This is a genomic window from Paenibacillus nicotianae (assembly GCF_042681745.1).
Classification (GTDB): domain Bacteria; phylum Bacillota; class Bacilli; order Paenibacillales; family Paenibacillaceae; genus Saccharibacillus; species Saccharibacillus nicotianae.
Genome location: NZ_JBHUGF010000010.1, coordinates 664,664 through 689,595, shown reverse-complemented (window position 1 = coordinate 689,595; position 24,932 = coordinate 664,664). Strand labels below are relative to the sequence as shown.

At 41.4% G+C, this 24,932-nt stretch carries 22 protein-coding genes and 1 riboswitch; of the genes, 3 read left to right on the top strand and 19 right to left on the bottom strand.

Annotation, left to right across the window (positions count from 1 at the left end; all coding sequences use genetic code 11):
* Positions 1-326 precede the first annotated feature (326 nt).
* Positions 327-488: riboswitch (FMN riboswitch) on the bottom strand.
* Positions 489-750: 262 nt separating this feature from the next.
* Positions 751-1,122, top strand: a complete 372-nt coding sequence (locus tag ACFSGI_RS07225; protein WP_204823476.1) for a hypothetical protein — start codon at positions 751-753, stop codon at positions 1,120-1,122.
* Positions 1,123-1,222: 100 nt separating this feature from the next.
* On the opposite strand, the gene ACFSGI_RS07220 is transcribed toward ACFSGI_RS07225, so the two are convergent.
* The 3 genes from ACFSGI_RS07220 to lysA form a co-directional block, all read right to left on the bottom strand.
* On the bottom strand, positions 1,223-2,824 hold the full coding sequence (locus ACFSGI_RS07220; protein WP_204823475.1) for an amidohydrolase: 1,602 nt from the start codon (positions 2,822-2,824) through the stop codon (positions 1,223-1,225).
* A gap of 85 nt (positions 2,825-2,909) precedes the next feature.
* Positions 2,910-3,341: a peptidylprolyl isomerase gene (locus ACFSGI_RS07215; RefSeq protein WP_204823474.1), complete on the bottom strand. Its 432-nt coding sequence runs from the start codon at positions 3,339-3,341 to the stop codon at positions 2,910-2,912.
* Between the two features lie 325 nt (positions 3,342-3,666).
* On the bottom strand, positions 3,667-5,001 hold the full coding sequence (gene lysA, locus ACFSGI_RS07210; RefSeq protein ID WP_204823473.1) for a diaminopimelate decarboxylase: 1,335 nt from the start codon (positions 4,999-5,001) through the stop codon (positions 3,667-3,669).
* Positions 5,002-5,281: 280 nt separating this feature from the next.
* Between lysA and ACFSGI_RS07205 the strand changes: the two genes are divergently transcribed.
* A complete protein-coding gene (locus tag ACFSGI_RS07205; RefSeq protein ID WP_204823472.1) occupies positions 5,282-6,865 on the top strand; it encodes a M14 family zinc carboxypeptidase in 1,584 nt (527 codons plus the stop codon).
* 672 nt (positions 6,866-7,537) lie between these two features.
* Here the strand turns inward: ACFSGI_RS07205 and ACFSGI_RS07200 are convergent.
* From ACFSGI_RS07200 to ACFSGI_RS07170, 7 genes are all read right to left on the bottom strand, one after another.
* Positions 7,538-8,362, bottom strand: a complete 825-nt coding sequence (locus ACFSGI_RS07200) for a purine-nucleoside phosphorylase (RefSeq protein ID WP_204823471.1) — start codon at positions 8,360-8,362, stop codon at positions 7,538-7,540.
* A gap of 73 nt (positions 8,363-8,435) precedes the next feature.
* Positions 8,436-9,626 carry a phosphopentomutase gene (locus tag ACFSGI_RS07195; protein WP_204823470.1) on the bottom strand — a complete coding sequence of 397 codons (1,191 nt, stop codon included), beginning with the start codon at positions 9,624-9,626 and terminating at the stop codon, positions 8,436-8,438.
* A gap of 28 nt (positions 9,627-9,654) precedes the next feature.
* Positions 9,655-10,554: a site-specific tyrosine recombinase XerD gene (gene xerD / locus ACFSGI_RS07190; RefSeq protein WP_204823469.1), complete on the bottom strand. Its 900-nt coding sequence runs from the start codon at positions 10,552-10,554 to the stop codon at positions 9,655-9,657.
* Positions 10,555-10,644: 90 nt separating this feature from the next.
* Positions 10,645-11,118 carry a ferric iron uptake transcriptional regulator gene (gene fur / locus ACFSGI_RS07185; protein ID WP_204823468.1) on the bottom strand — a complete coding sequence of 158 codons (474 nt, stop codon included), beginning with the start codon at positions 11,116-11,118 and terminating at the stop codon, positions 10,645-10,647.
* A gap of 157 nt (positions 11,119-11,275) precedes the next feature.
* Complete coding sequence (locus ACFSGI_RS07180; protein WP_204823467.1) at positions 11,276-12,460, bottom strand: endonuclease Q family protein; 1,185 nt, start codon at positions 12,458-12,460, stop codon at positions 11,276-11,278.
* Entirely contained in the window at positions 12,457-13,017 is a 561-nt protein-coding gene (locus tag ACFSGI_RS07175) for an NUDIX hydrolase (RefSeq protein ID WP_204823466.1), read from the bottom strand. Before ACFSGI_RS07175 ends, ACFSGI_RS07180 begins: the two co-directional genes overlap by 4 nt.
* Positions 13,018-13,061: 44 nt before the next feature.
* Positions 13,062-14,201 (bottom strand): M20/M25/M40 family metallo-hydrolase, encoded by a 1,140-nt coding sequence (locus tag ACFSGI_RS07170; protein WP_204823465.1) that lies wholly within the window; start codon positions 14,199-14,201, stop codon positions 13,062-13,064.
* 138 nt (positions 14,202-14,339) lie between these two features.
* On the opposite strand from ACFSGI_RS07170, the gene prli42 reads away from it, so the two are divergent.
* Positions 14,340-14,435 carry a stressosome-associated protein Prli42 gene (gene prli42, locus ACFSGI_RS07165; RefSeq protein WP_137220660.1) on the top strand — a complete coding sequence of 32 codons (96 nt, stop codon included), beginning with the start codon at positions 14,340-14,342 and terminating at the stop codon, positions 14,433-14,435.
* 3 nt (positions 14,436-14,438) lie between these two features.
* Here the strand turns inward: prli42 and lipB are convergent, their stop codons facing one another.
* The 9 genes from lipB to ACFSGI_RS07120 all read right to left on the bottom strand — a co-directional run bounded on the left by lipB (position 14,439) and on the right by ACFSGI_RS07120 (position 24,883).
* On the bottom strand, positions 14,439-15,122 hold the full coding sequence (gene lipB / locus ACFSGI_RS07160; protein WP_204823464.1) for a lipoyl(octanoyl) transferase LipB: 684 nt from the start codon (positions 15,120-15,122) through the stop codon (positions 14,439-14,441).
* Positions 15,123-15,203: 81 nt separating this feature from the next.
* On the bottom strand, positions 15,204-16,682 hold the full coding sequence (locus ACFSGI_RS07155) for a dihydrolipoamide acetyltransferase family protein (RefSeq protein WP_204823463.1): 1,479 nt from the start codon (positions 16,680-16,682) through the stop codon (positions 15,204-15,206).
* A 107-nt stretch (positions 16,683-16,789) separates the two neighbouring features.
* Positions 16,790-17,776, bottom strand: coding sequence for an alpha-ketoacid dehydrogenase subunit beta (locus tag ACFSGI_RS07150; RefSeq protein WP_204823462.1), 987 nt, complete (start codon positions 17,774-17,776; stop codon positions 16,790-16,792).
* Positions 17,776-18,804, bottom strand: a complete 1,029-nt coding sequence (locus ACFSGI_RS07145; RefSeq protein WP_204823461.1) for a thiamine pyrophosphate-dependent dehydrogenase E1 component subunit alpha — start codon at positions 18,802-18,804, stop codon at positions 17,776-17,778. The genes ACFSGI_RS07150 and ACFSGI_RS07145 overlap by 1 nt, the downstream gene beginning before the upstream one ends.
* Before the next feature lie 312 nt (positions 18,805-19,116).
* A complete protein-coding gene (gene lpdA, locus ACFSGI_RS07140) occupies positions 19,117-20,541 on the bottom strand; it encodes a dihydrolipoyl dehydrogenase (RefSeq protein ID WP_204823460.1) in 1,425 nt (474 codons plus the stop codon).
* A 63-nt stretch (positions 20,542-20,604) separates the two neighbouring features.
* Positions 20,605-21,312 carry an SAM-dependent methyltransferase gene (locus tag ACFSGI_RS07135; protein ID WP_204823459.1) on the bottom strand — a complete coding sequence of 236 codons (708 nt, stop codon included), beginning with the start codon at positions 21,310-21,312 and terminating at the stop codon, positions 20,605-20,607.
* A 251-nt stretch (positions 21,313-21,563) separates the two neighbouring features.
* Positions 21,564-21,779 carry a hypothetical protein gene (locus tag ACFSGI_RS07130; protein ID WP_204823458.1) on the bottom strand — a complete coding sequence of 72 codons (216 nt, stop codon included), beginning with the start codon at positions 21,777-21,779 and terminating at the stop codon, positions 21,564-21,566.
* A 282-nt stretch (positions 21,780-22,061) separates the two neighbouring features.
* A complete protein-coding gene (locus ACFSGI_RS07125; protein ID WP_204823457.1) occupies positions 22,062-23,273 on the bottom strand; it encodes a glycoside hydrolase family protein in 1,212 nt (403 codons plus the stop codon).
* Positions 23,270-24,883 carry a response regulator transcription factor gene (locus tag ACFSGI_RS07120; protein WP_204823456.1) on the bottom strand — a complete coding sequence of 538 codons (1,614 nt, stop codon included), beginning with the start codon at positions 24,881-24,883 and terminating at the stop codon, positions 23,270-23,272. Before ACFSGI_RS07120 ends, ACFSGI_RS07125 begins: the two co-directional genes overlap by 4 nt.
* Between the last annotated feature and the right edge of the window lie 49 nt (positions 24,884-24,932).

The window sequence follows — 24,932 nt, the reverse complement described above, 5'->3', positions numbered from 1 at the left end:
CACGATATAATGACAAGCAAAAAGCCCTGTAAACCGGAATTGTATCCGAATGTTTACAGGGCTTTACATAAATGTATAGGAGTAAGAATATAATGTACCTATATAATCGAGTGCTCATATGTCTGTAAATCTACAGCACAAAGACTGTATACCTACTATTGGCTTCAGTTGATCTACTAATCCAATTTTTACATATGTGCTACGTATAGACACTATTTATATGCCAAAGAAACCTATAACGATAAGGTATCTTGCTTCATAAAAATAGTAAACTATACACTCAAATAAGTGCACTTTCAGTCAGAGATCGCTGTGCAAGCGACCTCTGTATCCCTCTCCCATCCAGACTATACTGTCGGCTCTGGATTCTCACCAGATCCACCGTCTATGGTTGTTACACACATAGCCGGGTCACGGACTTAGAGATCAGATTTTGTCTTGATCTCAACACCGCCGGTGGGGAATTTCGCCCCGCCCCGAAGGATAAATTATAAAGTTGTGATCACGATTTTGCTGTGATGCTGAAATCATATCATCCATACACGTAAAAATCAAGAAAGCTAACTTTTTCTATATGCTGTCTACCATTGTATAATCTTTAGTTATACTATAGATAACTGATTTCATGACTCTACTGTCTATACTGTTGTATAATAAATATACTTTTTATTTTTTAGATGAGGTATTGCTTTGAGTCTAATATCCTTACCATCGTGTGAATCAAATCATGTTAATCGAAAGGTGATTATGATGTTTTTTATCAACAAAAAATTAATCAACAAATTGGCTGCACCTTATCAAGAACCAAGTATGCAGGTATGTTATGCTACACCTCAACACTTTTCAGCCTATTCCAGCAAAGCAGTATTATTACTTAATGAGGAGAAATTAATAGTTTTATTTCTTAACTTCTTTTCTTCCAAAGTCATACATAAAGTCGAGTTATCTATGGCTGATATGCAAGAACATCGTTATAATAAAGGACTTTCACTCGCTTCAACGTGGTCATTTCAAAGTAACGGACAAACATGGCGGTTTCAGATGCTCAAAAAGATTATTCCACTCGGTAAGATGCAACAAGAGTTTTTAGATTTTCTGAATGAACACATTATCAATACATAAAAAAGTGCAAAAAAACACCAATCCACCCTCTTTTCTATTTGCAAAAGAAGGTAGATCAGTGCTGTTAACATCTGTATGCTGACTAGGTATAGACTACCTTTTAAGCTTGATACGCGACCTGTCCATTAACAACGGTCATACGGATAGCAGTTTGTAATAAAGATTCGGAATCGGTAGTAATATCTCGATCGATCACTGTAAAATCAGCCGCTTTGCCTACGTGAATACTGCCACGCTCTTGTTCTTCGCCTGCTGCTTGTGCACTACCTACTGTAAACAAATGTACAGCTTCTGCGATACTAAGTCGCTCCTGTGGTAAATACCCTTCGGCTGGCTCTGTCGCATAAGGTCTGCGACGGGTAACAGCGGCATGAATACCGAGCATCGGGTCGAGCGGTTCAATCGGCGCATCGCTTCCACCTGCACAGATGACACCGGCATCCATTAACTTTTTCCAGGCATATAAGTAATCTGTACGCTCTGCACCTACACGCTCCATTACCCAGGGGAAATCACTGGCGACAAAACGTGGCTGGATATCTGCAATCAGTGGTAATTGCGTCATTCGTCCAAGCAGTTGTTGATCCAGTACCTGCGCATGAATAAATCGATCTGGCAAATGTGAAATACCTTGCAACGGATGTGCTTCCATCGTCGATAAGGTCAGGTCTGCGGCGCCATCACCGATCGCATGTACCGCAATCGGATAACCTAGCGAACGCGCATACGATGTAATTTCATGTAACTGTGCTGTTGTATGAATCGCCATTCCGCGTGTATGAGGTGCATCGCTATACGGTTGTTGTAATAGCGCTGTACGTCCTCCAATCGCTCCATCAGAGAACAACTTAGCTGCACCGATACGTAACCACTCATCTCCATCACCTGCGCGTAATCCCAACGCTTGAGCTTCTTGTAAATGAGTATAAAAAATCAACTGATGGGTTCGGAAATGTAACCCTTCGGCATGCAATTCACGATAAATCTGTAACATCGTTTCTATACTACCCAAAAACCGTAAATCTTCGGTATGAGATGCTGTTAATCCTAAACGAAGTGCATCCTGACAAGCACGCCGAATCGCTTCTTTTTTGGTGTTATAATCGGGTTCGGGTTGTACCGCTGTAAAAGCCGCTGAAGCTTCTTCATAAATCCATCCGTTTAACTCTCCAGCTTCATCCCTGCCAAAAGAACCGGCTTCAGGATCAGGTGAAGATGAGGTAACACCTGCTTTGGCAAAAGCCAAACTATTACCTAAAAAAGCATGAAAACATGTTCTCGTGAGGTAGATAGGATGCTGTGTCGTAATCTCGTCTAGTTCTGTTCGCAATGGTGGAATCGGTGGATCAAAATTATTTTCATTCCAATTCAATCCGACAATCCATTCCCCAGCCGGTGTAACTTCGGCACGCTGACGAATCAATTGAATCATCTCTTCTTTGGACGTAACGTCTGAAAAATCAAGCATAGATAACTTCATCCCATGCATAGATAAATGCATATGCGAATCGACTAACCCGGGCAATACATAAGCCCCATCCCAATTCACATGACGGTAATCTTTCCCTGCTAGCTGTAACGATAAATCTTGCGTAGTACCAATCGCAGAAATGATTCCATTTTCTATGTAAATCGCATCTGCTTCTGCTGGAAGATGAGGGCTAAATGCAAATTTTCCATGTGTGAATAATGTTCCTGCCATTTTTTACACTCCTTTTGCATATTTTTAGTAAAAAAAGAGCCTGCATTATAAATGCAGACCCTTATTGCTGTTGATTGAAAAAAGCTTACGCTTCTACAACTGCAACAGTTTCCATTTTGTCGCTACCTTTAAGAGCATCAACATATTCCAAACCTTTAACGACTTTACCAAACACTGTATGTTGTCCATCCAAATGTGGTTGTGGTTGGTAGCAGATGTAGAACTGGCTTCCGCCTGTGTTGCGTCCTGCATGAGCCATAGCCAAAGAACCGCGCTCGTGTTTGTTCGGGTTGATTTCGCAGTTGATTGTGTAACCTGGGCCGCCAGTACCAGTACCGTTCGGGCATCCGCCTTGAGCTACAAAACCAGGGATAACGCGGTGGAATGTTAATCCGTTGTAGAAACCTTCGTTTGCTAATTTTTCAAAGTTAGCAACCGTATTCGGTGCATCTTGTTCAAACAGGTCGATAACTACTTCGCCGCCGTTTGCAAGTTTGATGTTCGCTTGTTTAGACATAATATAATAAATCTCCTCTCAATTAAAAACAGAAATTAGGATGCTTGACACTACTTCACTCTAGTACGATTAAGCAAGAATTAGTTCTGTAGGACAGCATCCTATTTAGTTTACTATGAAAATGAATTCTGCGCAAAGGCATGTTCACTTGTTTATCTGTCTACGATCCTCATTTTATTATTGAATTCAAATATTTATCGTTGATATATACTTCATATTCTGTTCTTTTGTTAGCGAATTTTAGAAAAAAAGAGCAGCAGATTGACGATCTTTATTATGGTTTTAGGTAAGACCTTCTCAAAAACAGATTTTTATAAAATTTAGCTTATGAAGCGCTAATCGTAGCTTTGGTTAGACGAGCCGGAATAACATCATGACCTGTAATATCAGCCAGTGTTTCGCGCTCTACAATCACATCACTTTTGCCGTCTTTGACTAATATCACTGCCGGACGACGAATACGGTTATAATTGCTTGCCATTGAATAATTATATGCGCCTGTGCAAGCTATCGCTAACAGATCACCTGCTACCGGAGAAGCAAGTTCAATATCCCAGATCAGCATATCGCCACTTTCGCAACATTTACCAGCTACTGATACCAGTTCTGTTTCTTCATCTGTGGCGCGATTGGCAATCACTGCTTCATATTTTGCTTCATATAGAGCCAGACGTGGATTATCTGTCATTCCACCGTCGACTGATACATATTTACGTACATTGGGAATATCTTTGTTAGAGCCTACTGTGTATAATGTGGTTCCTGCATCGCCTACGATACTGCGACCGGGTTCTACCCAGATTTGTGGTAATGCTCCTTCTAATTTGGCAAAATGTTCTTTCACTGCTGTCGTGATCGCTTCTACATATTCAGATACTTGAAGCGGAGTATCTTCGGATGTGTACCGAATCCCAAATCCGCCACCTAAATTAATAACAGTAAATGAAATACCTTCTTGTTGCTGTACTTCAAGTGCAAATGCTGCAACACGTTCTACTGCTACTTGAAAACCATCTACTTCAAAAATCTGTGAACCGATATGAGAATGAATACCTAGCAATTTGACATTCTCTAACTGATGAGCTTCTTTGACTGCTTGATAAGCTGTTCCATTTCCTACATCAAATCCAAATTTGGAATCTTCTTGTCCGGTAGAAATATATTCATGCGTATGCGCTTCTACGCCTGGTGTCACACGCAATAAAATATTAGGTATTAGATTTTTGGACGCTGCTATCGCATTTAATACGTGCAGTTCTACAAAGTTATCAACAACAAAGCAACCGATACCTGCATCCAACGCCATTTCTAATTCATCCGGTGTTTTGTTATTACCATGAAAATGTATCCGTTCTACAGGGAATCCAGCCTGCATCGCTGTGTATAATTCGCCTTCAGATACAACATCCATCGATAATCCTTCTTCTTCTACAATACGACACATTGCCATCGTACAGAACGCTTTACTAGCATACGCTACTTGAAAAGTTAATCCTGATGCTTTAAATGCTTGCATATATTCCTGACAACGACTACGAATTAAATGTTCATCCATAATATATAAAGGCGTACCATATTGTTCTTTTAACTGAACGGTATCACAACCACCGATCACAAGATGACCTTGATCATTTATTTGACTTGTTCCATGTAAATACATCTGTTGTCCTCCGTTCATTCACTTGAAGTGTATAGTCAGTATAACCATTGTGCATATTATAGCAGAATGGACTATTTTGCTGAACATTTGTGTTTTATGTGACTTGGTACAGAGTTGATTCACTTATTAATGTACTTACATATGGAAAAAATAAGCATTTACGTCAATTCAAATAAGATGCTACTATGCTTTATAGAGACACCGTCTTATCGCGATAAATCAGGATAATCTATAATTAAAATCTTTATATTACATTACTTATTTACCGAGGAGGATGGCATTGAAAAAGATTGGATGTCTTGTGCTTGCATTTATACTATTTGTACCTACTTTGCTCGTTCAAAATCTAGCGGAAGCAGCAAATAGTACTATAGTGAATCACTCTGTCACGTATACATATGCAGCGATGACCCGTCATATTCAGTTGTTAGCGCAGAAATACCCTGATTTGATCCAGTACAAATCGATAGGCAAAACCAAGTATGGTCGTGATATCTGGGCTGTCGGACTCGGTCATGGACAAGCGACTGTATTTATCAATGGTTCTCATCATGCTCGTGAATGGATGACGACGACAATCAATATGTATATGTTAGAGCAATATGCGATAGCGTATACCGCCAATCGCCCTTTTGAAGGATATAATACACGCCAGATTTTAGATCGAACAACCATCTGGTTCGTACCGATGGTCAATCCAGATGGGGTGACATTGCAACAGCAAGGAACCGGTGCTTTTCCTGCTTCTGTTCGACAAGCTTTAGTCAAAATGAATGGTGGAAGCACCAACTTTAAGCGCTGGAAAGCCAATGCTCAAGGGATTGATCCGAATCGTCAATATGATGCCTATTGGAGCACGATTGAAGATAATATTCCGTATCCATTTTGGAAAAATCATAAAGGAACCACTGCTGTACAAACAGCCGAAAATCAAGCGACCACTTCGTTTACGTACGAGATCGATCCCGAGATCGCTGTTTCGTATCATTCCGCAGGACGTATTCTGTACTGGAACTTCCACACGCTTCCACAGAATCTAAGTCGGGATAAGCGTTTGGCTAACATTTTCACAAGCTTTACCGGATACCGCCAAGTCCGTCCGAACAATAATCCTTCGGGTGGAGGATATACCGATTGGTTTATCACTACATTTGGCAGACCTGCTTTTACACCTGAGATTGGTATCAAAACAGGCGAGACCAACTTGCCACTATCTGCGTTTAACGAAGAATGGCGACGCAATAAAAAAGTCGGACTATGGATTGCTCAAGAAGGATATTCACTCTGGTTGAAAAAGAATCCAAATTCACCTTCTTCTCCAACCACACCAACCGATCCAGAACTACCAGCTACTCCTTCACGTCGATCTTTAAACGTTACTTTAGATGGAACGACCATCAGCAAAGAAACTCCTGCTTTCGTCCAAAACAAAGTAACCTATATTTCCTATAAACCATTGCTGACTCCGTATGGATTTGCTTTTTTCTGGGATCAAGCCAACCAGACCATTACAGCAACATCCAGCGCTTCCGGTACAGCCACATTTACACTGAACCAAAAAGCCGCTGAAATCAACGGCGTATCTACTGTACTAGAAGGTGCACCTATCAATCTCGAAGGAACCGTTTATGTTCCAACATCATTGATCAGTCAACTTACAGGCATAGCGATCCATATGAATGATAAAGGCGACACTTTAACACTAACCAGTCCAGACACAGCCACTCCATCACCAGCAACAGAAATCATAACAGAAAATCCCAACCCTTCTCCACCCCAAGCACCGGAACCATCAACTACATCAGAACCAGCAACTACAGACCAACCCACTGTAGCCCCTGACCCTGATGCAAGCGAATCCTAAGTGCCAACAGTAAACAGTATACTGTTGATGATCTAAACCCTATCTATCTGGTATTTTATTAACAATAATTTATACTCAGAAGTAATAAGTTATACTCAAAAAACCTTCTTGAATAATTAATTATTCAAGAAGGTTTTTTTGATCCCCTTTTCATATTCTATACTCATTCCCTGATCATTCTATATACAAACATATCCACCAATACTTCTCCTCTCCCGCAACCACCTAACATCATTAATTGTTAAAACCCTGTTTATATTATGCCCCTCCATCATTCACTTCAATAAAAGAAAAAATATCCAAATCCCTCCTAGTTCTCCCACACAATCCAACTCTCAAAAATCCTTCTCCACAATAAAAAAGCTTCCAATCCTATACCATAGGATTCAGAAGCCTTTTCACCTTATTTATCTTTTAACATTCTATCTTTTAGAGATTTACATCCCATATCACTACCTGCCACTTCCCCACAAGGTAGGCTTTTGTTTCATGACTGCGGTCTTCCTCAGCGGAGCGAAAGGAAAAACAATATTCTGAAAGTCGCCTTTGAAGTGGAATCCCGACTGCCACGCAGTCCAATCAAAGGATTCCATTTCACCAGCGACGGCAAGAATAATGTTTTTCCTGTAGCAGTCTCCCACCCCAGTCATTTTCAAAATCCCCCCACAACAATTACATTTGAGGAATAATAGCCAGTACCAATTTCAAGAACTGATCACGTACACGATCAGCCGTCTCCATGACTTCATCATGGGACAACGGTTGATCTAAAATACCTGCTGCCATATTCGTAATACAAGAAATACCCAATACTTCGATCCCTGCATGACGCGCTACAATCGTTTCTGACACTGTAGACATACCGACAGCATCTGCACCCAATGTACGCAACATAACGATCTCAGCAGGCGTTTCATATGTTGGCCCAAGCAATCCAGCATAGACACCTTCTTGAACTTTTAACCCTTGTTGCGCTGCTGTTTCTTTGAATACAGCACGTAGACGACGGCTGTAAGCTTCAGACATATCTGGGAAACGTACGCCTAGCGCAGAATCATTTGGGCCGATCAACGGGTTACGACCTGTCATATTCAAATGATCGCTAAGTACCATTAGATCCCCTGGCTCATAGGAAGTATTCACTCCACCGGCTGCATTCGTAACAAGCAATGTAGAAATTCCCAATTCTTTCATCACACGTACAGGGAATGCTGTGACTTCCGGGCCGTATCCTTCGTACATATGGAAGCGACCTTTCATCATCACTACAGGGCGACCTTGAATCGTACCTAATAACAATTCGCCTTCATGACCTTCGACTGTAGATACAGGAAAATGTGGAATATGATGATAATCAATCGCTACGCTATCTTCGATCAAATCTGCTAAAATACCTAATCCTGAACCCAAAATCAATCCGATCTCTGGTTTGATATCACTTTGACTACGAATATAAGCTGCTGCTTCTTGAATCGTTGCTTGAGTAATAGTTGTCATTAATATATCCTCCTTGAATATCTATTCATGTATAAAATGACTGCACGTTACTATATACATAGTAGTGTACATGTTATTTTAATTTATCTAAAAAGCTTTCTCCATGCAACGGCCCACCTGTTCTAAAATTATCGGCAATCGTTGCACCAATATCACTATACGTCGCCCGAATCCCTAGATCAGCACTCTGTTGAAGAGATGGACTATAGACTAATAAAGGTACATACTCGCGTGTATGATCGGTTCCTTTATGCACCGGATCATTCCCATGATCTGCGGTAATAATCAGCAAATCTTGTTCACCTATCGCAGATAACATTTTAGGCAAAGCTTGATCGAATTGCTCTAATGCTTTGGCATATCCCAGTGGATCACGACGATGTCCATATAACGAATCAAAATCAATCAGATTGGTAAATAATAATCCGTTAAAGTCCTGTCGCAACAAGTTTGTAGTCACTTGAATCCCATGTTCATTTCCTTTGGTCGGATGAGTCGCTGTAATGCCATGACCGGAGAAAATATCGTTGATTTTACCGACTGAAATAACATCATATCCAAAGTTCTGCAACGTATTCAATACTGTAGGCTCTGGCGGATTCACTGCAAAATCACGACGATTTGCTGTACGTACAAATTGTCCGGGTTCTCCGCGATAAGGACGAGCAATAATGCGTCCAACCGAATGTTCAGGTGACATTGTAAGCTGACGTGCTATTTTGCAAGCTTCATACAATTTATGAAGTGGAATAATATCTTCATGAGCCGCTATCTGCATTACACTATCCGCAGATGTGTAAATAATCCATGCTCCACTTTTCATCTGTTCTTCGCCATACTGTTCAATCATATCTAGCCCTGCACCTGATTTGTTACCGATTACACGTCTACCGGTAAGCTTTTCTAGTTCGGTAATTAGATCCTGAGGGAACCCATGCGGATACGTATTAAAAGGAGAACCTATTTGTAAACCCATCATTTCCCAATGACCGGTCATCGTATCTTTGCCGATAGAAGTTTGTGCCAGTTTGCCATAATAAGCTTGTGGTTGTTCTACCGGTTCAAGTGGCGCCAAAGACGTAATATTCGCCAGCCCCAATTGTTGCAAATGAGGAAGCTGAATATCTGGAACTTGCTCCAAAATATGACCTAATGTATGTGCACCTTTATCACCGAATTTCGATGCATCAGGTAATTCACCGATACCTACGCTATCCATTACAATAACGCTAATACGTTTAAAACGTGTGTCTGATTGTGTCATGATCAATGCCTCCCTATTCTATAGTGAATCAGGTTACATTGGCACGCGGATGATGAGCTTCATATACATCTTTCATATTCTTTTTGGATACCTGTGTGTAAATCTGAGTTGTCGAAATATCAGCATGTCCTAACATTTCTTGCACCGAACGCAAATCGGCTCCGCTCTCCAACAGATGAGTCGCAAAAGAATGACGCAACGTATGAGGTGTAATATCTGCTTCTATTCCAGCTTCACGAGCATACTTTTTGATAATTTTCCAAAAGCCTTGTCGTGTAAGTCTTGTGCCAAGCTGATTCACAAAGAGTGCCAGTTCTTCAGGATGATTACGAATAAGTTGCTGACGACCCTGTTCTATATATTCACCTACACGCTTCGCTGTGACACCTGTGATTGGAATAATTCGTTCTTTGCCTGCATTGTTCGCACAGCGCAAAAACTTCAAATCCAGACGCACATCATCTACATTGACCGATATTAATTCAGAAACGCGGATGCCTGTAGCATACAACATTTCTAACATTGCACGATCACGTCTGCCTTGTGGTGAATGACGATCAGGCGCATCGATTAAATGTCCTACTTGTTCGATCGTCATTACATTCGGTAGACGCTTTTCTGCTTTGGGCGCTTCCATATGTACTGAAGGATCTTGCTGAATAATCCCTTCTCTTACAAGATGATGACAAAATGAACGAATTGAAACGGTCATCCGCGTAATCGTGGACGATGCTCTTCCCATTTGTCTCATTTCTCCTAAAAAAAGAGCGATATGTGTTTTACGAATTTGATCTGGCGCCTGTAAGTCGCGCTGTTTGGCAAATTCTAGAAATTGATTTAAGTCACGTTGATACGATTCTAACGTATTTCGAGATAGTGCTTTTTCTTCGGCTAAATATCGGATAAACGTCTGCAAATATTCATTCATCGGAAATCAGGTCCCTTCATAGGAATGGTTACGGCAAAAAGACTCCCTCCCGAACAGCCAAATATCGGGCGAGAGTCTCTGGTATCCATTTTAGTTGTCAGGTTGTTGGTCTTGATTGCTATCGTTTTTGTCTTTACAACGGTAGCAAATTCCGTAAAAATCGAGTCTATGGTCCAGAACCGTAAAATCGAATTCTTTATCCAGTCGTTCTTCCAGTGGTCCTAGCCAATCTTCGCGGATCTCATCCATACTTCCGCATTGCACACATATAAGATGATGATGATGGTGCTTGCTGGTGTCGGTACGCAAATCATAACGCGCTACACCGTCACCGAAGTTGATTTTTTCCACGACATGCAGTTCACTCAGAAGCTCAAGGGTACGGTAAACAGTGGCAAGACCGATTTCGGGAGCTTTTTGCTTCACTAACATAAAGACATCCTCTGCACTCAGATGATCTTCTTCATTCTCAAGAAGCACTCGAACGGTGGCTTCCCGCTGGGGCGTTAATTTATAACCTTTGGATTGCAATTGTTGTTTAATTTTATCGATCCGTGCTTCCATTCTATACCTCCCCCTGTGGAAATCACTGCATCGTGTAAATGCTCACTTCTATTATTATAGGGGGAATTCTTTGACAAAGTCAAACTTTTTAGAACAGGTGTGTCTGCCTGCAATTCAAAGCAAATCTCTAAGTTTATCAGGTCAATCTGCTATGATGTCACTTCGTCATGACTTTGCCATATGTTCCGCCGCCACCCGAGCTTAACTGTAGCTCTCCGCTTCTTGCTTGTACAATCGACAAAGCAATTTCAGCACCTACAACATCTGTTAATTGCTTGATCGAAGTCTGGTGTAAAATGTTCATCTCTGTACCGTATTGTGCTAGCAAACGGTTCATCTTCGCAGGCCCTAAGCCTGGAATAAACGACAGTGGCACCTGATAATGATATGGAGGACGATGAGGAGCAACGACAGGTTGTTCTCGATCTGCAATCTGAAGAATCCGATCCATCACGCCTACTGTTAATTTGGTGCTACCACAATAAGGACAACGCTCAATAGCAGGTGAAGCATCGTCTATAATACTATTGCAATTCGTACAATACGTACGGTGATATTTGCCAAGTCTAGGATCAAGTCCATAATTGGCAATAATATGACGTCCTTCTTCTCCTCGCAGTACAGCTACCCATTCATCAAAACTCGCTTCACGCATCGCAAAGATATTGTATTCCCGTCCGATTTTGCCAAGTGAATGCGCATCTGAATTGGTCAGTAGTGGATAGCGATCCAGTTCACTAATATAACTCGACATCGTGGTATCAGCACTTAATCCTAGTTCTCCACCATCGATCTTATTCAAGTCTAGCACTTCACTCATACGTGCTACAGTACTTCCATAGATTCCTTTATGTGGAGTGAACATATGTGCAGGCATAAAAATACCGTTGCGTTGTTTTACCTGTTCTTGTAATTCATGAAACGATACATGTAGACGTTGAGAGCTTAACTGAACATTTTTCATATGCTTGCTCATCCATTGACTAAAATCAGTTATCGTAGCTAGATCACGAAAATAGACCAATACATGCGCTTCATGATAACCAGGTTCACGTATCTCAATCTCTGAACCGAGTAGAATCGTTGTATCCTGATAACGAATACCTCCACCCGGCACTTCAACCATTTCACCGCTAGCAATATAGTTACGAATATCTTGTTGTACGCCAGGAGAATGACAATCGATAATGCCTGTTAAGCCGATTCCTTTGCGTTCTGAAGATTCTTTGGCAATATTAGCAAAAGTCAGATTACGGCTACCACTGATCTTCACCGGCTGTCCATCTTCACTTCTACCGATATGAATATGAAGATCAGCGTAGACCGATTGCAATTCACTCACAGACTTGCTTTTCCTGTCACTTTGATCAGATGCCAAGCTTGTACCGCCATAATCGTTTTCGCATCGCTAATACGTCCATCACGAATCTGCTCATACGCTTCTTCTAATGTAATTTCAGTGATCTCTAGAAATTCATCTTCGTCTGGATTCAGTTCACCTGTTTGTAGATTTTCAGCTAGATACAGATGAATAATCTCATCTGCAAATCCTGGTGATGTATAAAAAGAGTTCAGCAATGTCACTTGCTCACAACGATATCCGGTTTCTTCTTCCAGTTCACGTTTGATCGCTTCCTCTGGTTGTTCCCCTTTTTCCAATTTGCCAGCAGGAACTTCCACTTCTGTCCGACCTAATGCTTGACGATATTGCTCTACCACAAGCATACGATCATTATGAATTGCCAGTACAGCTACAGCTCCTGGATGACGAACAATCTCACGTTTACTGGTATTGCCATTGGGAAGTTGTACAGTATCCACTTGTAAAGAGATAATTTTCCCTTCAAAGATAGATTCGGTGGACAGTGTGATTTCGTCTAATGCTTTATTCGCTGTCATTTCAATTCCTCCACTTATCGTTTATCGTTGACTGCTGTATCTTCTTATTTCCACTCTGTCAATTGAGCGGTCTCACGTACAATTTCTGTAACAAGATGAGCAGCTCGAATCAATTCGTCTTTGTGAATACGCTCATCTGTCGTATGAATAAATTCGTACCCTACCGCTAGATTCGCTGTCGGAATCCCAAAGCTATTGAAGATATTAGCGTCACTACCTCCGCCAGTATGGAAAATATCGTTAGGCACACCTAATTTACTAGCGGCACGTTGCGCTAATTGTACTACTGCATCGTCTTCTGTAAATTTGAAGCCCGGATAGACGATCACGCTTTGAAATTTACCTGTCGCGCCAAAATCTGCACATGTGCTCTCCAGAGATTGCTTCATCGCTGCTAACTGTGCTTCTACTTTCTCATGCACCAGACTGCGTGCTTCTGCTTCCAAACGCGCATAGTCGCAAATGACATTAGTCGCTTCGCCGCCTTCAAATTTACCAATATTCGCAGTTGTCTCATGATCGATCCGTCCTAATTTCATACGTGAGATTGCTTTGCCTGCTACTTGAATCGCACTGATGCCATCTTCAGGATTCACGCCTGCATGAGCAGACTTACCGAAAATCTCCATCACAATGCGTGCTTGTGTAGGTGCAGCCACAGCTATCGTACCTACGGTTCCATTGGAATCAAGCGCATATCCAAAATCTGCATCGACCAAAGACGAATCCATCGAACGCGCACCCATCAGACCTGATTCTTCACCAGCCGTAATAATTAATTGAATCTGTCCATGCTCGATCTGTTGTTCTTTTAAGACACGAATCATTTCAAAAAGAGCAGCGATACCTGCTTTGTCATCTGCTCCTAAAATCGTATCGGTAGAGCTTGTGATATAACCAGCTTCATCGATAACAGGCACAATACCAATTCCAGGCTTTACCGTATCCATATGAGAAGTGAAAAATAATTTAGGAATCGATTTGCCTGTATTAGCAGGCAATGTTGCGATCAAGTTACCTGCCGCATGACCTGTTTTGGCAGCCGATTCATCTTCGATAACAGTGAATCCAAGCGCGACTAGCTTTTCTGTCAAATGATCGGCTATCGCACGTTCTTGTTTGGTTTCACTATCGATTTGTACAAGTTCTTTAAATTCTTCGATTAAACGAGATTCCACTATCACAATATTCGCCCCTTTGAGTTTACGTAAATATACACATATTAGCGTACTCCCTTTTGCAAAATAGCCTTATAATCGGTATGATGAGATGGATTGGTACGTTTGCCAATCCCTATTTTACAGATATAAAGGAGTACACTTATGGAAAAGAAAAAATGGTTCAAAGTCTTTATTTATATCATGTTGATTGCAATGGTCGGTTCTACTCTACTGATGGTCATTCAACCGTTTTTATAAGGATTATGATTCGTCCGGCTGTGCATATTCAAAATGGCGCATAAAATGTGGCAAAATCTCTTGAGCCACTTGCTCAACATTAAATGTACGGCCGGTTATGTCCTCAAGCGAAGTCACTCCATATTGCTCGATACCACATGGAACTATACCGCTAAATCCTTCATTTTGAATCCCCGAAGAAATATTAAACGCAAATCCATGACTGGTAATAAACCCTTTACGATGACGACATTTATTAAATTTGATGCCTATCGCAGCGATTTTGAGATCACCGATCCATACACCGGTGTATTCTTCTTTGCGTCCAGCTTCAATGCCTTGCTCTGCTAAATAATCAATAATGACTTGTTCCAGTGTTCTCAAATATCGATGAGGATCGATGCCTTTGGCGGCATCCAGCAGTAGAATCGGGTAACCGACTAACTGTCCTGGTCCATGGTATGTAATATCTCCGCCTCGATCAATCTGAAACAGTGTGATGCCTCGCTCTGCCAGCTCTTGTTCATTCCATAACAAATGTTCTGGATGACGCTGAGAACCGATGGTATACGTCGGTGGATGCTGAAGAAGCAGAAGGTGTTCCTCTTGCTCACCGGCATCAATCCCGCGAACAATCTCCTTCTGCTTCTCCCACGCTTGCGCGTAATCCATCGAGGGCGTATAGGAGACTTGAATGAATTTACTCATATGCAGACACGTCCCTTCCCTGATGACTATTCTATTGTGTTTTACAAATTATCTTATCTTTAATTTACCGTACTCAAGTCCTTAATACAACTTTGTATCGGTATTATAGCTTTCCAGGTTGTCTTTCACACGTTGTAAGAAACGTCCACAGATCACACCATCAAGAATACGATGATCTAAAGATAAGCACAGATTCGCCATTGAACGAACCGCAATCATATCATTGATTACGACAGGTTTTTTGACAATCGATTCAAAAGTCAAAATCGCTGCTTGTGGATAGTTAATAATCGGATACGACAGAATCGAACCGAATGAACCGGTGTTATTCACTGTAAAAGTACCGCCTTGCATATCATCCAATTTGAGCTTGCCATCACGAGTACGACGTGCCAAATCTTCTACTTCATGGGCAAGACCAGCAATATTTTTTTGATCTGCTTTGTGAATAACAGGCGTCATTACTGAATCTTCTGTTCCTACAGCAAGCGCAATATTGATATCACGTTTGACGATGATTTTATCTACTGCCCAAACGGAGTTCATAATTGGATAATCTTTGATTGCATTGACTACCGCTTTGAGTAAGAACGATAGATAAGTTAAGTTGATGCCTTCTTTACGTTTGAATTCATCTTTTACTTTGTTGCGTAGCATCACTAGATTCGTTACATCGACTTCGATCATTGTCCATGCATGCGGAATCTCGGATACACTTTGACGCATATTACGTGCAATCGCATTACGAAGAGGCGTGACATTGATCAAATGTTCGCTTTGACCTAATTGATTCGCTTGATCTTCTTCCATCACGATCTTAGGAATAGCTGGTGTCTCCGATAAATGAATACCAGAATGGCGCACCTCGTATTCTGTAGAAGCCGCTGGCATACTTGCCGCTGTTGGTGCGGTTGTATTGCTAGCTGTTGAAGGTGCTTGCTCTGCTGCATTGCTATTATTAGATGCTGATGCTACAGGAGCATGAGCCGTACCATTTTCTAATGCTTTGAGCACATCACGACGAGTGACACGTCCACCTGCGCCTGTACCTTGAATACCGGACAAATTGACACCATGTTCTGCGGCAAGCGACTGTACAGCAGGTGAATAACGTCCGCTCATCGCGCCATTACTAGCATTAGCCGAACTTTGAGTTACCACTGCTGGACGTGCAGACGGTGTTGATGCTACAGGTGATGCCGATTGAGAAGGTGCTGGTGTTGCCAACGTCTCCGCAGGTAGATCATCATGCACTGTAATTTCAGGTGAAGCTGGAGAAATATCTTCAGTAGTAGCAGATGGTGCTTGCTCGGTATAAATTTGACAGATCACTTCACCAACAGCTACCTCTTGACCTTCTAAAGCAATAATATCGCCCATAATACCTTCTAAAACAGAAGGAATCTCAGCGTTAACTTTATCGGTAATGACTTCACAGATCGGTTCATATTGATCTACAGATTCTCCTGGTTGTTTGAACCATTTGGCAATTGTTGCAGATACAAGAGATTCCGCAAGTTGTGGCATTACCACATCTGTCGGATTTCCTTTTGCAGACATATCATTTCACTCCTAAAGGATTAGATATTTTGCTACATACACATCTTTTTTACAATATAGAGACGCTGATCCTTTTAACAGATCAGCGTTAGCATAGAACATTGATTTTAAAATAAAGCAAGATCACGCATAGCTGTTTTTACTTTATCTTTGTTAAGCATAAAGAATTTCTCTTGCGGTGGATTGATAGGCATTGGTGGTGTATCCGGCCCAGCAAGACGACGAATAGGTGCATCCAGATCGAATAAACATTCTTCTGCAATAATCGCTGCTACTTCTCCGCCTACACCGCCGGTTAGATTATCTTCATGCACGATTAATACTTTACCTGTATGACGAGCCGCATCAATAATTGCTTGGCGATCTAATGGTTGAATCGTACGTAGATCAAGAACATGACTGGTAATGCCTTCTTCTTGTTCTAATTCTTCTGCTGCTTGCATAATAAAATGTAATGGCAAGCTGTAACTAATCACTGTAATATCGTCACCTGCACGTAGAAGATTCGCTTCACCGATTGGCACCACATAATCATCATCAGGCACATCGCCTTTGATTAATTTGTAGCATTTTTTATTTTCAAAAAAGAGTACTGGATCAGGGTCACGTACAGCGGCTTTCAGTAGACCTTTAGCATCATATGCTGAATAAGGAGCTACAATCTTCAAGCCTGCTGTTCCAAAAAAGACCGATTCCATACATTGTGAATGATATAGACCACCGAATACGCCACCACCGATCGGAGCACGTACTACTAATGGACAACTCCAATCGTTGTTTGAACGGTAACGAATTTTGGCGGCTTCACTAATAATCTGGTTGGTTGCTGGTAACATAAAGTCTGAATACTGCATTTCAGCGATCGGCTTCATACCGTACATAGCCGCTCCGATGGCTACACCTGCAATCGCAGATTCTGCAAGCGGTGTATCCAACACACGATCTTCACCAAATTGTTCTTGTAACCCTTTGGTCGTTGTAAATACGCCACCTTTAAGCCCTACATCTTCTCCCAAAACAAATACATTATCATCCAGCGCCATTTCTTCTTTCATCGCCAGACGAATAGCATCAATATATTCCATCATAGCCATTACTGATTACCCTCCTCATCGCCTGCAAACACATGCAGCAATGTATCTTCAGCACGCGGATAAGGGGCATTGTCCGCATATTCCGTAGCTTCTTTCATAATCTGAACGTATTCTTTGCTTAGTTCTGCATCTTGCTCTTCGCTCCAAATACCGCAATCGATCAAGTATTTTTTGTAACGAGGCAAGCTATCTTTTTTCCAGTTCTCATCGACTTCTTCTTGAGTACGATAAGCTAGATCATTATCTGATGTAGAGTGTGGAGACAGTCGATACAACATCGCTTCAATCAAAGTAGGGCCTTCGCCATTGATCGCACGCTCACGCGCTTCTTTGGTTACACGATAGACTTCCAGCACATCATTACCATCCACCTGCACCCCAGGGAATCCATAACCTAGTGCACGATCACTGATTTTACCACTGATCTGCTTGTGTGCAGGTACAGAGATTGCATACTGGTTATTTTGACACATAATAATCACTGGCAATTTATGTACGCCAGCAAAGTTACAGCCTTCATGGAAATCACCTTGATTGCTTGATCCTTCGCCAAACGTAACAAAAGAAACTAACTTTTTCTTTTTCATTTTGGCTGCAAGAGCAACACCGACTGCATGAGGAACTTGAGTCGTTACCGGGCTGGAACCTGTCACAATGCGTAGACGTTTGCTACCAAAGTGACCTGGCATTTGTCGTCCACCACTATTCGGATCTTCTGCTTTGGCAAACGCAGACAACATCAATTCGCGTGCTGTCATACCGACAGACAGAACGAATCCATAATCACGATAATACGGTAAAAAATAATCTTCTTCCCGATCTAGAGCAAATGCCGCACCTACTTGCGCCGCTTCATGTCCTACACCGGATACATGGAAATTGATCTTACCTGCACGTTGTAATAAATGACAACGTTCGTCGAATTTACGTGCCAAAAGCATATATTTGTACATCTCGATTGCTTGAGCATCGGTCAATCCTATTTGTTCATGTCTAGTTTGTTGGTCAATAGTACCTTCCGCTTTCATAGCAGGTACCTCCTTAAAATTAGACAAGCTTTACAGCAAAGCTGGCTTGTCGTTTGGATTAAAATAGAAGATTGTACAATACGTGTCCGTCACTACAACAACCTTTGATCAGTTATTTTAAGCTACTGGAACAGATTATTCAACAATCGGGTGATTAGACTTCAAGTACAGGTTAGTGCTTGTCTTAAAACCTGGTACTAAGACTTGAGCCTAAACCTATTATAATCATATCCCGGGCAAAAAGAAAAGACGGATTTCTCCATCTTTGCTTCTATATCGTTATATATAGTGTCAAAAAGAGTAAAATTCAGATTACATTCCGATCGCTTTGCCATCTACAGCTAACATTGCTTCGCCCAAAATTTCAGCAAGTGTCGGATGAGCATGAACAGTCTGAGCAACTTCCCAAGGCGTTGCATCAAGGAATTGCGCCAGTGCAGCTTCGCTAATCAAGTCGGTTGCCTGTGGCCCTATAATCTGAACTCCAAGCAAATCATCGGTCTGACGATCTGCGATCACTTTCACAAAACCGTCACTTTCTCCATAGACTAAAGCTTTACCGATTGCTTTGAACGGAAATTTACCTACTTTGACATCGATTCCTTGAGCGGTTGCTTCTTGTTCTGTCATCCCTGTACTTGCTACTTCTGGTCGCGTATAGACGCAACGGGAGATTTGTAGCGGATTGTAATGAACTTCTTCTCCGCAGATATGGTTGACTGCGGCTATCCCTTCATGACTGGCTGCATGTGCCAATTGAAGTCCACCAATCACATCACCAATTGCATAAATATGTGATTCGGTTGTCTGCATTTTGTTGTTTACTTTGATAAAGCCGTTCACGATCTGTACATCAGTATTAGCAAGTCCAATACTTTCAGCATTGGCTTGACGACCGATCGATACCAGAACTTTAGATACGGTTAGCACATGCTCTTGTTCTTGATGACGGATCGTAATCGATAGTTCTTGTTGATCCGATGCAGGTACATATGTATCGGTTAGCAAAGTAGCCTCGGTGTAGATAGTAACTCCGCGTTTTTCCAGCAATTTGCGCAACTCACGAGCCACTTCTTGATCTTCAGCAGGCAGAATTTGCGGAGCCGCTTCAACGACTGTAATCTTCACGCCAAAATCGATTAACATTGAAGCCCATTCCATTCCGATCACTCCACCACCGACAATTAACATCGATTCTGGTAGTGACTCTAATTGAAGCGCATGATCGCTATTAAGAATCAATTGTCCGTCTGCTTCAAGACCTGGAAGAACGCGAGGACGAGAACCGGTAGCGATAATCAGATTTTTGGATACAACGGTTTCCATTTCGCCATCTTCGTACTCTACAGCAACTGCTCCACTTTGCGGTGAAAAGATCGAAGGCCCGATAACGCGTCCTTTACCTTGTACCACTTTGATTTTATTTTTACGCATCAAGTACTGTACGCCTTGATGTAATTGATCGACGATTCCTTGCTTGCGCGCTTGTACTTTGGCAAATTGTAAAGTGATATTGTCTGCGGCTATGCCGTAATCTTCACTGTCTTGCATCAATGCAAATACTTCTGCACTACGCAACAAACTTTTGCTTGGAATACAACCGCGATGTAGACATGTTCCGCCTAATTTATCCTGTTCAATAATGACTACTTCTTTACCTAGTTGAGCCGCACGAATTGCAGCGACGTAGCCACCTGTTCCCCCACCTAATATTGCGATATCACAATTGATTGTCATTGTTAATAGTCACTCTCTTTTCTATATCTATATCCAGTACTGTTACATTAAAATATCAACATTTTACAATTTTCGTTTTAAAATAAGCATCGACTCTGCACCTTTTTGAAAAATATAAGGAGTCGGCTGTTCTTCGCTTGTCCATTCTCCTGCACTTGCTGCAAAGATTGCTTCTTCTATAAAAGAAACACGTTCTCCATACAGATTGATTAACGGAAAAATACGTATTTCTTGGGTGGTTACACGCATCATTTCACGCAAACATTGAATATGAAATGACAAATCTAACCGATCTGCATACATAAACAAAAAATGAGCAGACAACGTCAAATCTACAGACTTATCCGGTAATGGTAACTGTGGCAAAGTAGCCGGAATATAACGTTGATCATACTGTGCTCGATCCTGACAGAACGTTTCCAGTGCAAATAGTCGTGTATTGCCTAATTGCTCTATCGTTCCCATCATCGTCCAGTCATATTCATGGTGTGCCGTCTGCATATGTTCTAACATATGGGCAATATCTTGTTTTCCTTTAGCGTGCAGAGAATCGGTATCAAATGTATACGCGATATCTGTAGCTATTACATCAAACCCATGTGCAGAAGCTTCGGCTGTAAACGAACATGCTCCTGCTGGACAATCTAATATTCGTCGTCCTTGCAACTGCTCTTCGGTTAGATCAAACATTGACATATACTCGTTGTACGTTCTGCCTATAAATATAATCCGATCTAAATGAAGCCCACCTTCATGTAACTTGTTACTCATCTCAGCTCGCTTCCTTTCTCAGCTCAACTATGCTCTAATCCTCTATAATTCCCTTTGCACAAGCTATGTTGCCCGTCTATTTTAACATATCTGTGTTATTGTTCAATAATTGCATATCGCTAGATCTATTTCACAAACCTATATGATTACGCAATATTATAGGTTCGATAGCTGTATATTCGCTGATTAATCAGGCTATACAATGTATTCATATCGCAATGATGTGTTTACTTGTGATTTTTTTAGAAAAACTATTCGTAGAGCGCATCACGTAAACGACTAGACATTTTAGGTTGTTGCGCGTTCACTTTGAGTAATGCTGTACGCAGACGTTTATTTTCGGCAGACACTGTCTGTAACGTATGCAATAATTGCTCGATTAAAGGTGCATCTGCCGCTGTCCATTCTGATCGTGTTAGCAACTCATTCAGTTGTTGTTCTAAAGAAATGCGTTCTTCTTCAGTCATTGTTATTCTCCTCTGTCATACATTATTATTCATCATTTTGCATACTGTTGATTGTGACTAGATATGAGTCAATAAGTTAGATTGAAGTCATCTCATATCTTATTATAATCGCTATTATATACATTATATCTGTAACATCAACAAACCGGGCGACTGCTTGCGCCCGGTTCAATAGTAAGATAGATCGATACTTAATTAGATACAATCAAAATACCTTTTTATAATTTCATAGATAATAATCATCGTCAATCTATTTACGTTACAGACAGATCCATCATACTCTTAATAGGCGTCAGGTGTAAATAATCCTTGTTTCCCTTGAAGCTTCACTAATGCTTCTGCAAAAAAGTAATCTCCATAAATAATCGAGACATTCAAATACTTCTGCTCTGGATAATGAACTGTTCCTTTGGAAATTAATCCTTCGCCTCCTGTTTCTCGCGACGAAAATTGTTCATATAACCCTCGTACCAATAATTCGCCTGCACGTTGATAAAAAGATTGCTCCTGCTCTGGTACATGGCGAGCCAGTTCTAACAATCCACTGGCAGCTATCGCTGCGGCTGACGAATCCCAGGCGATTCGATGTTCATCCGGTGCGCGAAAATCCCAGAAAGGCACAATATCTTCGCCTAATTCGGTCAGGAAAAATTGGGCTGTCTGCTTCGCAATATCCAGATACCGCTCTTCTCCTGTGTAGGCATAGGACAAAGCAAATCCATGAAGTGCCCAAGCGGTTCCTCTAGCCCATGCTGAACCGGGAGCGAATCCTTGTCCACCATGTTCTTTTACCTTTTCTCCTGTAAATGGATCAAATTCAACCGCATGACAGATTGAATGATCTTCTCGTACAAATTCTTTGGCTACGGTGTCAGCATGCTCTATCGCAAGTGCTTGATAACGGGGATCGCCGGTTTCTTTGGACGCCCAGTATAATAGCGGTAAATTCATCATACTATCAATAATAGCGACGCCGCGTGTATCCATAAAAGACGAACCAAAATTCCATGCACGAATATAACGACCGCGCACATTATATCTAGCGGCTAATAGATTGGCGGCTAACAATCCACGCCGACGAGATTCTAGATTACCGGATAATCGGTAATGAGCTACTCCGCTAAGTAACCATGTGAATCCGAGATCATGGTCGACTTTTTCTGGATCATGAAGACATTGTTCGAGCTTCACTTCACAACTTTCAGCCCAAGCAGATAAGGTGTCACTTCTATCCGTAGTCTGTTCACTGACAGATTTTTTTTCAGCTGAATCACCTTCTATAGCTGGTGGTACTAATGCAGGTGTAGAATGAACTAACCACAATAATCCCGGCCAAAAGCCAGCAGTCCACCACTCTGCTTCACGACGATCATATTCACCTTGTTCAGCCACATGCGGAAATTGATCTTGAATAATGGCTGCTGTTGTAGAGGTTTGTTGAACCACCCAATGCCATGCTTCCCTTTGCCAGGCGGTCGGCGCTGTAGTATTCATAATGTATCTCCTTTGCTTTTGACAGGGGTATGCCCTGTATACAATTTGTATAGCTTGAGAAAATAGCTTTTGTACTGATAGCCTAGCATCTGTGATACTTCATCAACAGTGCCATTGCCTGCGGTAATCCATTCTTTAGCACGCTGCATTTTGACGCGGGTCGCATATTCGATAAATGTCTCACCGGTTTCTTTTTTGAACAAGCGACTGAAATAACTGGCGTTCAAGTGTAAATGTTCAGCCACTTCTTCTAATTTGACCAGACGATTCATATGTTGTTCGACATAATTACGAGCATGAATAATTTCAGAGCGACAATTCGCCTGTAATGTCCAATCTCGTGATAATACAGCCAGCGCTCCAAAACGAATATTCATCCATTCGGTTAATTCATGGATATGACGAATATGACCCATTTCTCGATGTAATTCTTCTACGGAAAAAGCAAACGGTCGCTCATGCAATTGTTGTTGCTTTAATTGCCAGTCTATTGCTAATTTGAGCATAAAAGTTTTGACCGTTTCAGGATGATAACGTTCTTGCGTGAGACGTTCAATCCAATTGGTGATCCAAAGATTTATTTCGCCATCAGGCAACAGTGCAAGGGCTAACGATTCTGCTGCTGTTCCATAATTGGCAAATAGATCACTTTCTTTTTGAACATCTAATCGATAACTAGAATCGCATAATGTAGACGGTGGCAAGTAAAAATAACGATCGGCTTCTGCTTGTAACTGTATCGCGTCATTCATCGCTTCTTGCCAGTGCATAGTTTTGGAACCACATACAGTAACGATCTCGGCTTTGGCAAATTTCTGTACACTATAGATCAATTGGTACATCACTTCATGCAATATTTTTTCTTGCTCAGCGCTGGAACGAATCGGTAAAGCAAACCAGACAAATCCTTCACCAGGGCTTTTGCTCAAATGTACTGCACTTCCAGAATGTTCTACTATTTCTTCAACGATATTTTCAACAGTAAATGAAAGTAAATCTAGATCATGAAATCGCTGTTTGCGCTCTTCATTAGCTGTGACTGTGTAATATACAGGCAGAATCATTTTACCGCGGGTATCTAATCCGAAATGAGTCAATCGCTGAATCCCGTATTCTTCATCTTGAATACTGCCTGATAGCAATTCACTGGTGAACTTACGCTTAATCAATAATCGATGTCGCAAATGATCTTCTTGCAGACGTTGATGTTCACTGGAATACGATTGTGCTTGATCCAGTCGCTGGCGTATCTGCTCAAGAATAGGCACTAATTGATCTGCGGTTAGATTTTCTTTGAGTAAATAATCTTGTACGCCTAGCTTCACTGCTTGTTGCGCATAAGCAAATTCTCCATGACACGAAATAATAACCGACATAAGCGATTCCTGTCTCTGCTTGAGCGTTGAAATCAATTGAATCCCATCGATCTTGGGCATTCCGATATCTGTAATCAATACATCAGGAGTATGTTCTTGCCCATAAGTAAGCGCTTCCTCTGGATCACTAAAAGAACCTGCTAACTGAAAGCCTAACTGCTCCCAGGGGACAGCACGAGACAAATAATGAAGTACGGGCATGCTATCATCGACCAGTATGACACTATACATCATCATCAACCTCCTTTAATATTTGCATTTCAAGTTCATACTATTTCTAGGT

Excerpts from the sequence above, each read along its gene's own strand:
- ACFSGI_RS07195 (WP_204823470.1), bottom strand. The coding sequence starts at position 9,626 with ATGACACAATCAGACACACGTTTTAAACGTATTAGCGTTATTGTAATG.
- ACFSGI_RS07135 (WP_204823459.1), bottom strand. The coding sequence starts at position 21,312 with ATGAGTAACAAGTTACATGAAGGTGGGCTTCATTTAGATCGGATTATA.
- ACFSGI_RS07130 (WP_204823458.1), bottom strand. The coding sequence starts at position 21,779 with ATGACTGAAGAAGAACGCATTTCTTTAGAACAACAACTGAATGAGTTG.
- ACFSGI_RS07145 (WP_204823461.1), bottom strand. The coding sequence starts at position 18,804 with ATGAAAGCGGAAGGTACTATTGACCAACAAACTAGACATGAACAAATA.
- lipB (WP_204823464.1), bottom strand. The coding sequence starts at position 15,122 with ATGAGTAAATTCATTCAAGTCTCCTATACGCCCTCGATGGATTACGCG.
- fur (WP_204823468.1), bottom strand. The coding sequence starts at position 11,118 with ATGGAAGCACGGATCGATAAAATTAAACAACAATTGCAATCCAAAGGT.
- ACFSGI_RS07120 (WP_204823456.1), bottom strand. The coding sequence starts at position 24,883 with ATGATGTATAGTGTCATACTGGTCGATGATAGCATGCCCGTACTTCAT.
- ACFSGI_RS07175 (WP_204823466.1), bottom strand. The coding sequence starts at position 13,017 with ATGACAGCGAATAAAGCATTAGACGAAATCACACTGTCCACCGAATCT.
- ACFSGI_RS07225 (WP_204823476.1), top strand. The coding sequence starts at position 751 with ATGTTTTTTATCAACAAAAAATTAATCAACAAATTGGCTGCACCTTAT.
- ACFSGI_RS07150 (WP_204823462.1), bottom strand. The coding sequence starts at position 17,776 with ATGGCTATGATGGAATATATTGATGCTATTCGTCTGGCGATGAAAGAA.
- ACFSGI_RS07155 (WP_204823463.1), bottom strand. The coding sequence starts at position 16,682 with ATGTCTGCAAAAGGAAATCCGACAGATGTGGTAATGCCACAACTTGCG.
- ACFSGI_RS07125 (WP_204823457.1), bottom strand. The coding sequence starts at position 23,273 with ATGAATACTACAGCGCCGACCGCCTGGCAAAGGGAAGCATGGCATTGG.
- lpdA (WP_204823460.1), bottom strand. The coding sequence starts at position 20,541 with ATGACAATCAATTGTGATATCGCAATATTAGGTGGGGGAACAGGTGGC.
- lysA (WP_204823473.1), bottom strand. The coding sequence starts at position 5,001 with ATGTATTTACATGGAACAAGTCAAATAAATGATCAAGGTCATCTTGTG.
- prli42 (WP_137220660.1), top strand. The coding sequence starts at position 14,340 with ATGGAAAAGAAAAAATGGTTCAAAGTCTTTATTTATATCATGTTGATT.
- ACFSGI_RS07220 (WP_204823475.1), bottom strand. The coding sequence starts at position 2,824 with ATGGCAGGAACATTATTCACACATGGAAAATTTGCATTTAGCCCTCAT.
- ACFSGI_RS07200 (WP_204823471.1), bottom strand. The coding sequence starts at position 8,362 with ATGACAACTATTACTCAAGCAACGATTCAAGAAGCAGCAGCTTATATT.
- ACFSGI_RS07215 (WP_204823474.1), bottom strand. The coding sequence starts at position 3,341 with ATGTCTAAACAAGCGAACATCAAACTTGCAAACGGCGGCGAAGTAGTT.
- xerD (WP_204823469.1), bottom strand. The coding sequence starts at position 10,554 with ATGAATGAATATTTGCAGACGTTTATCCGATATTTAGCCGAAGAAAAA.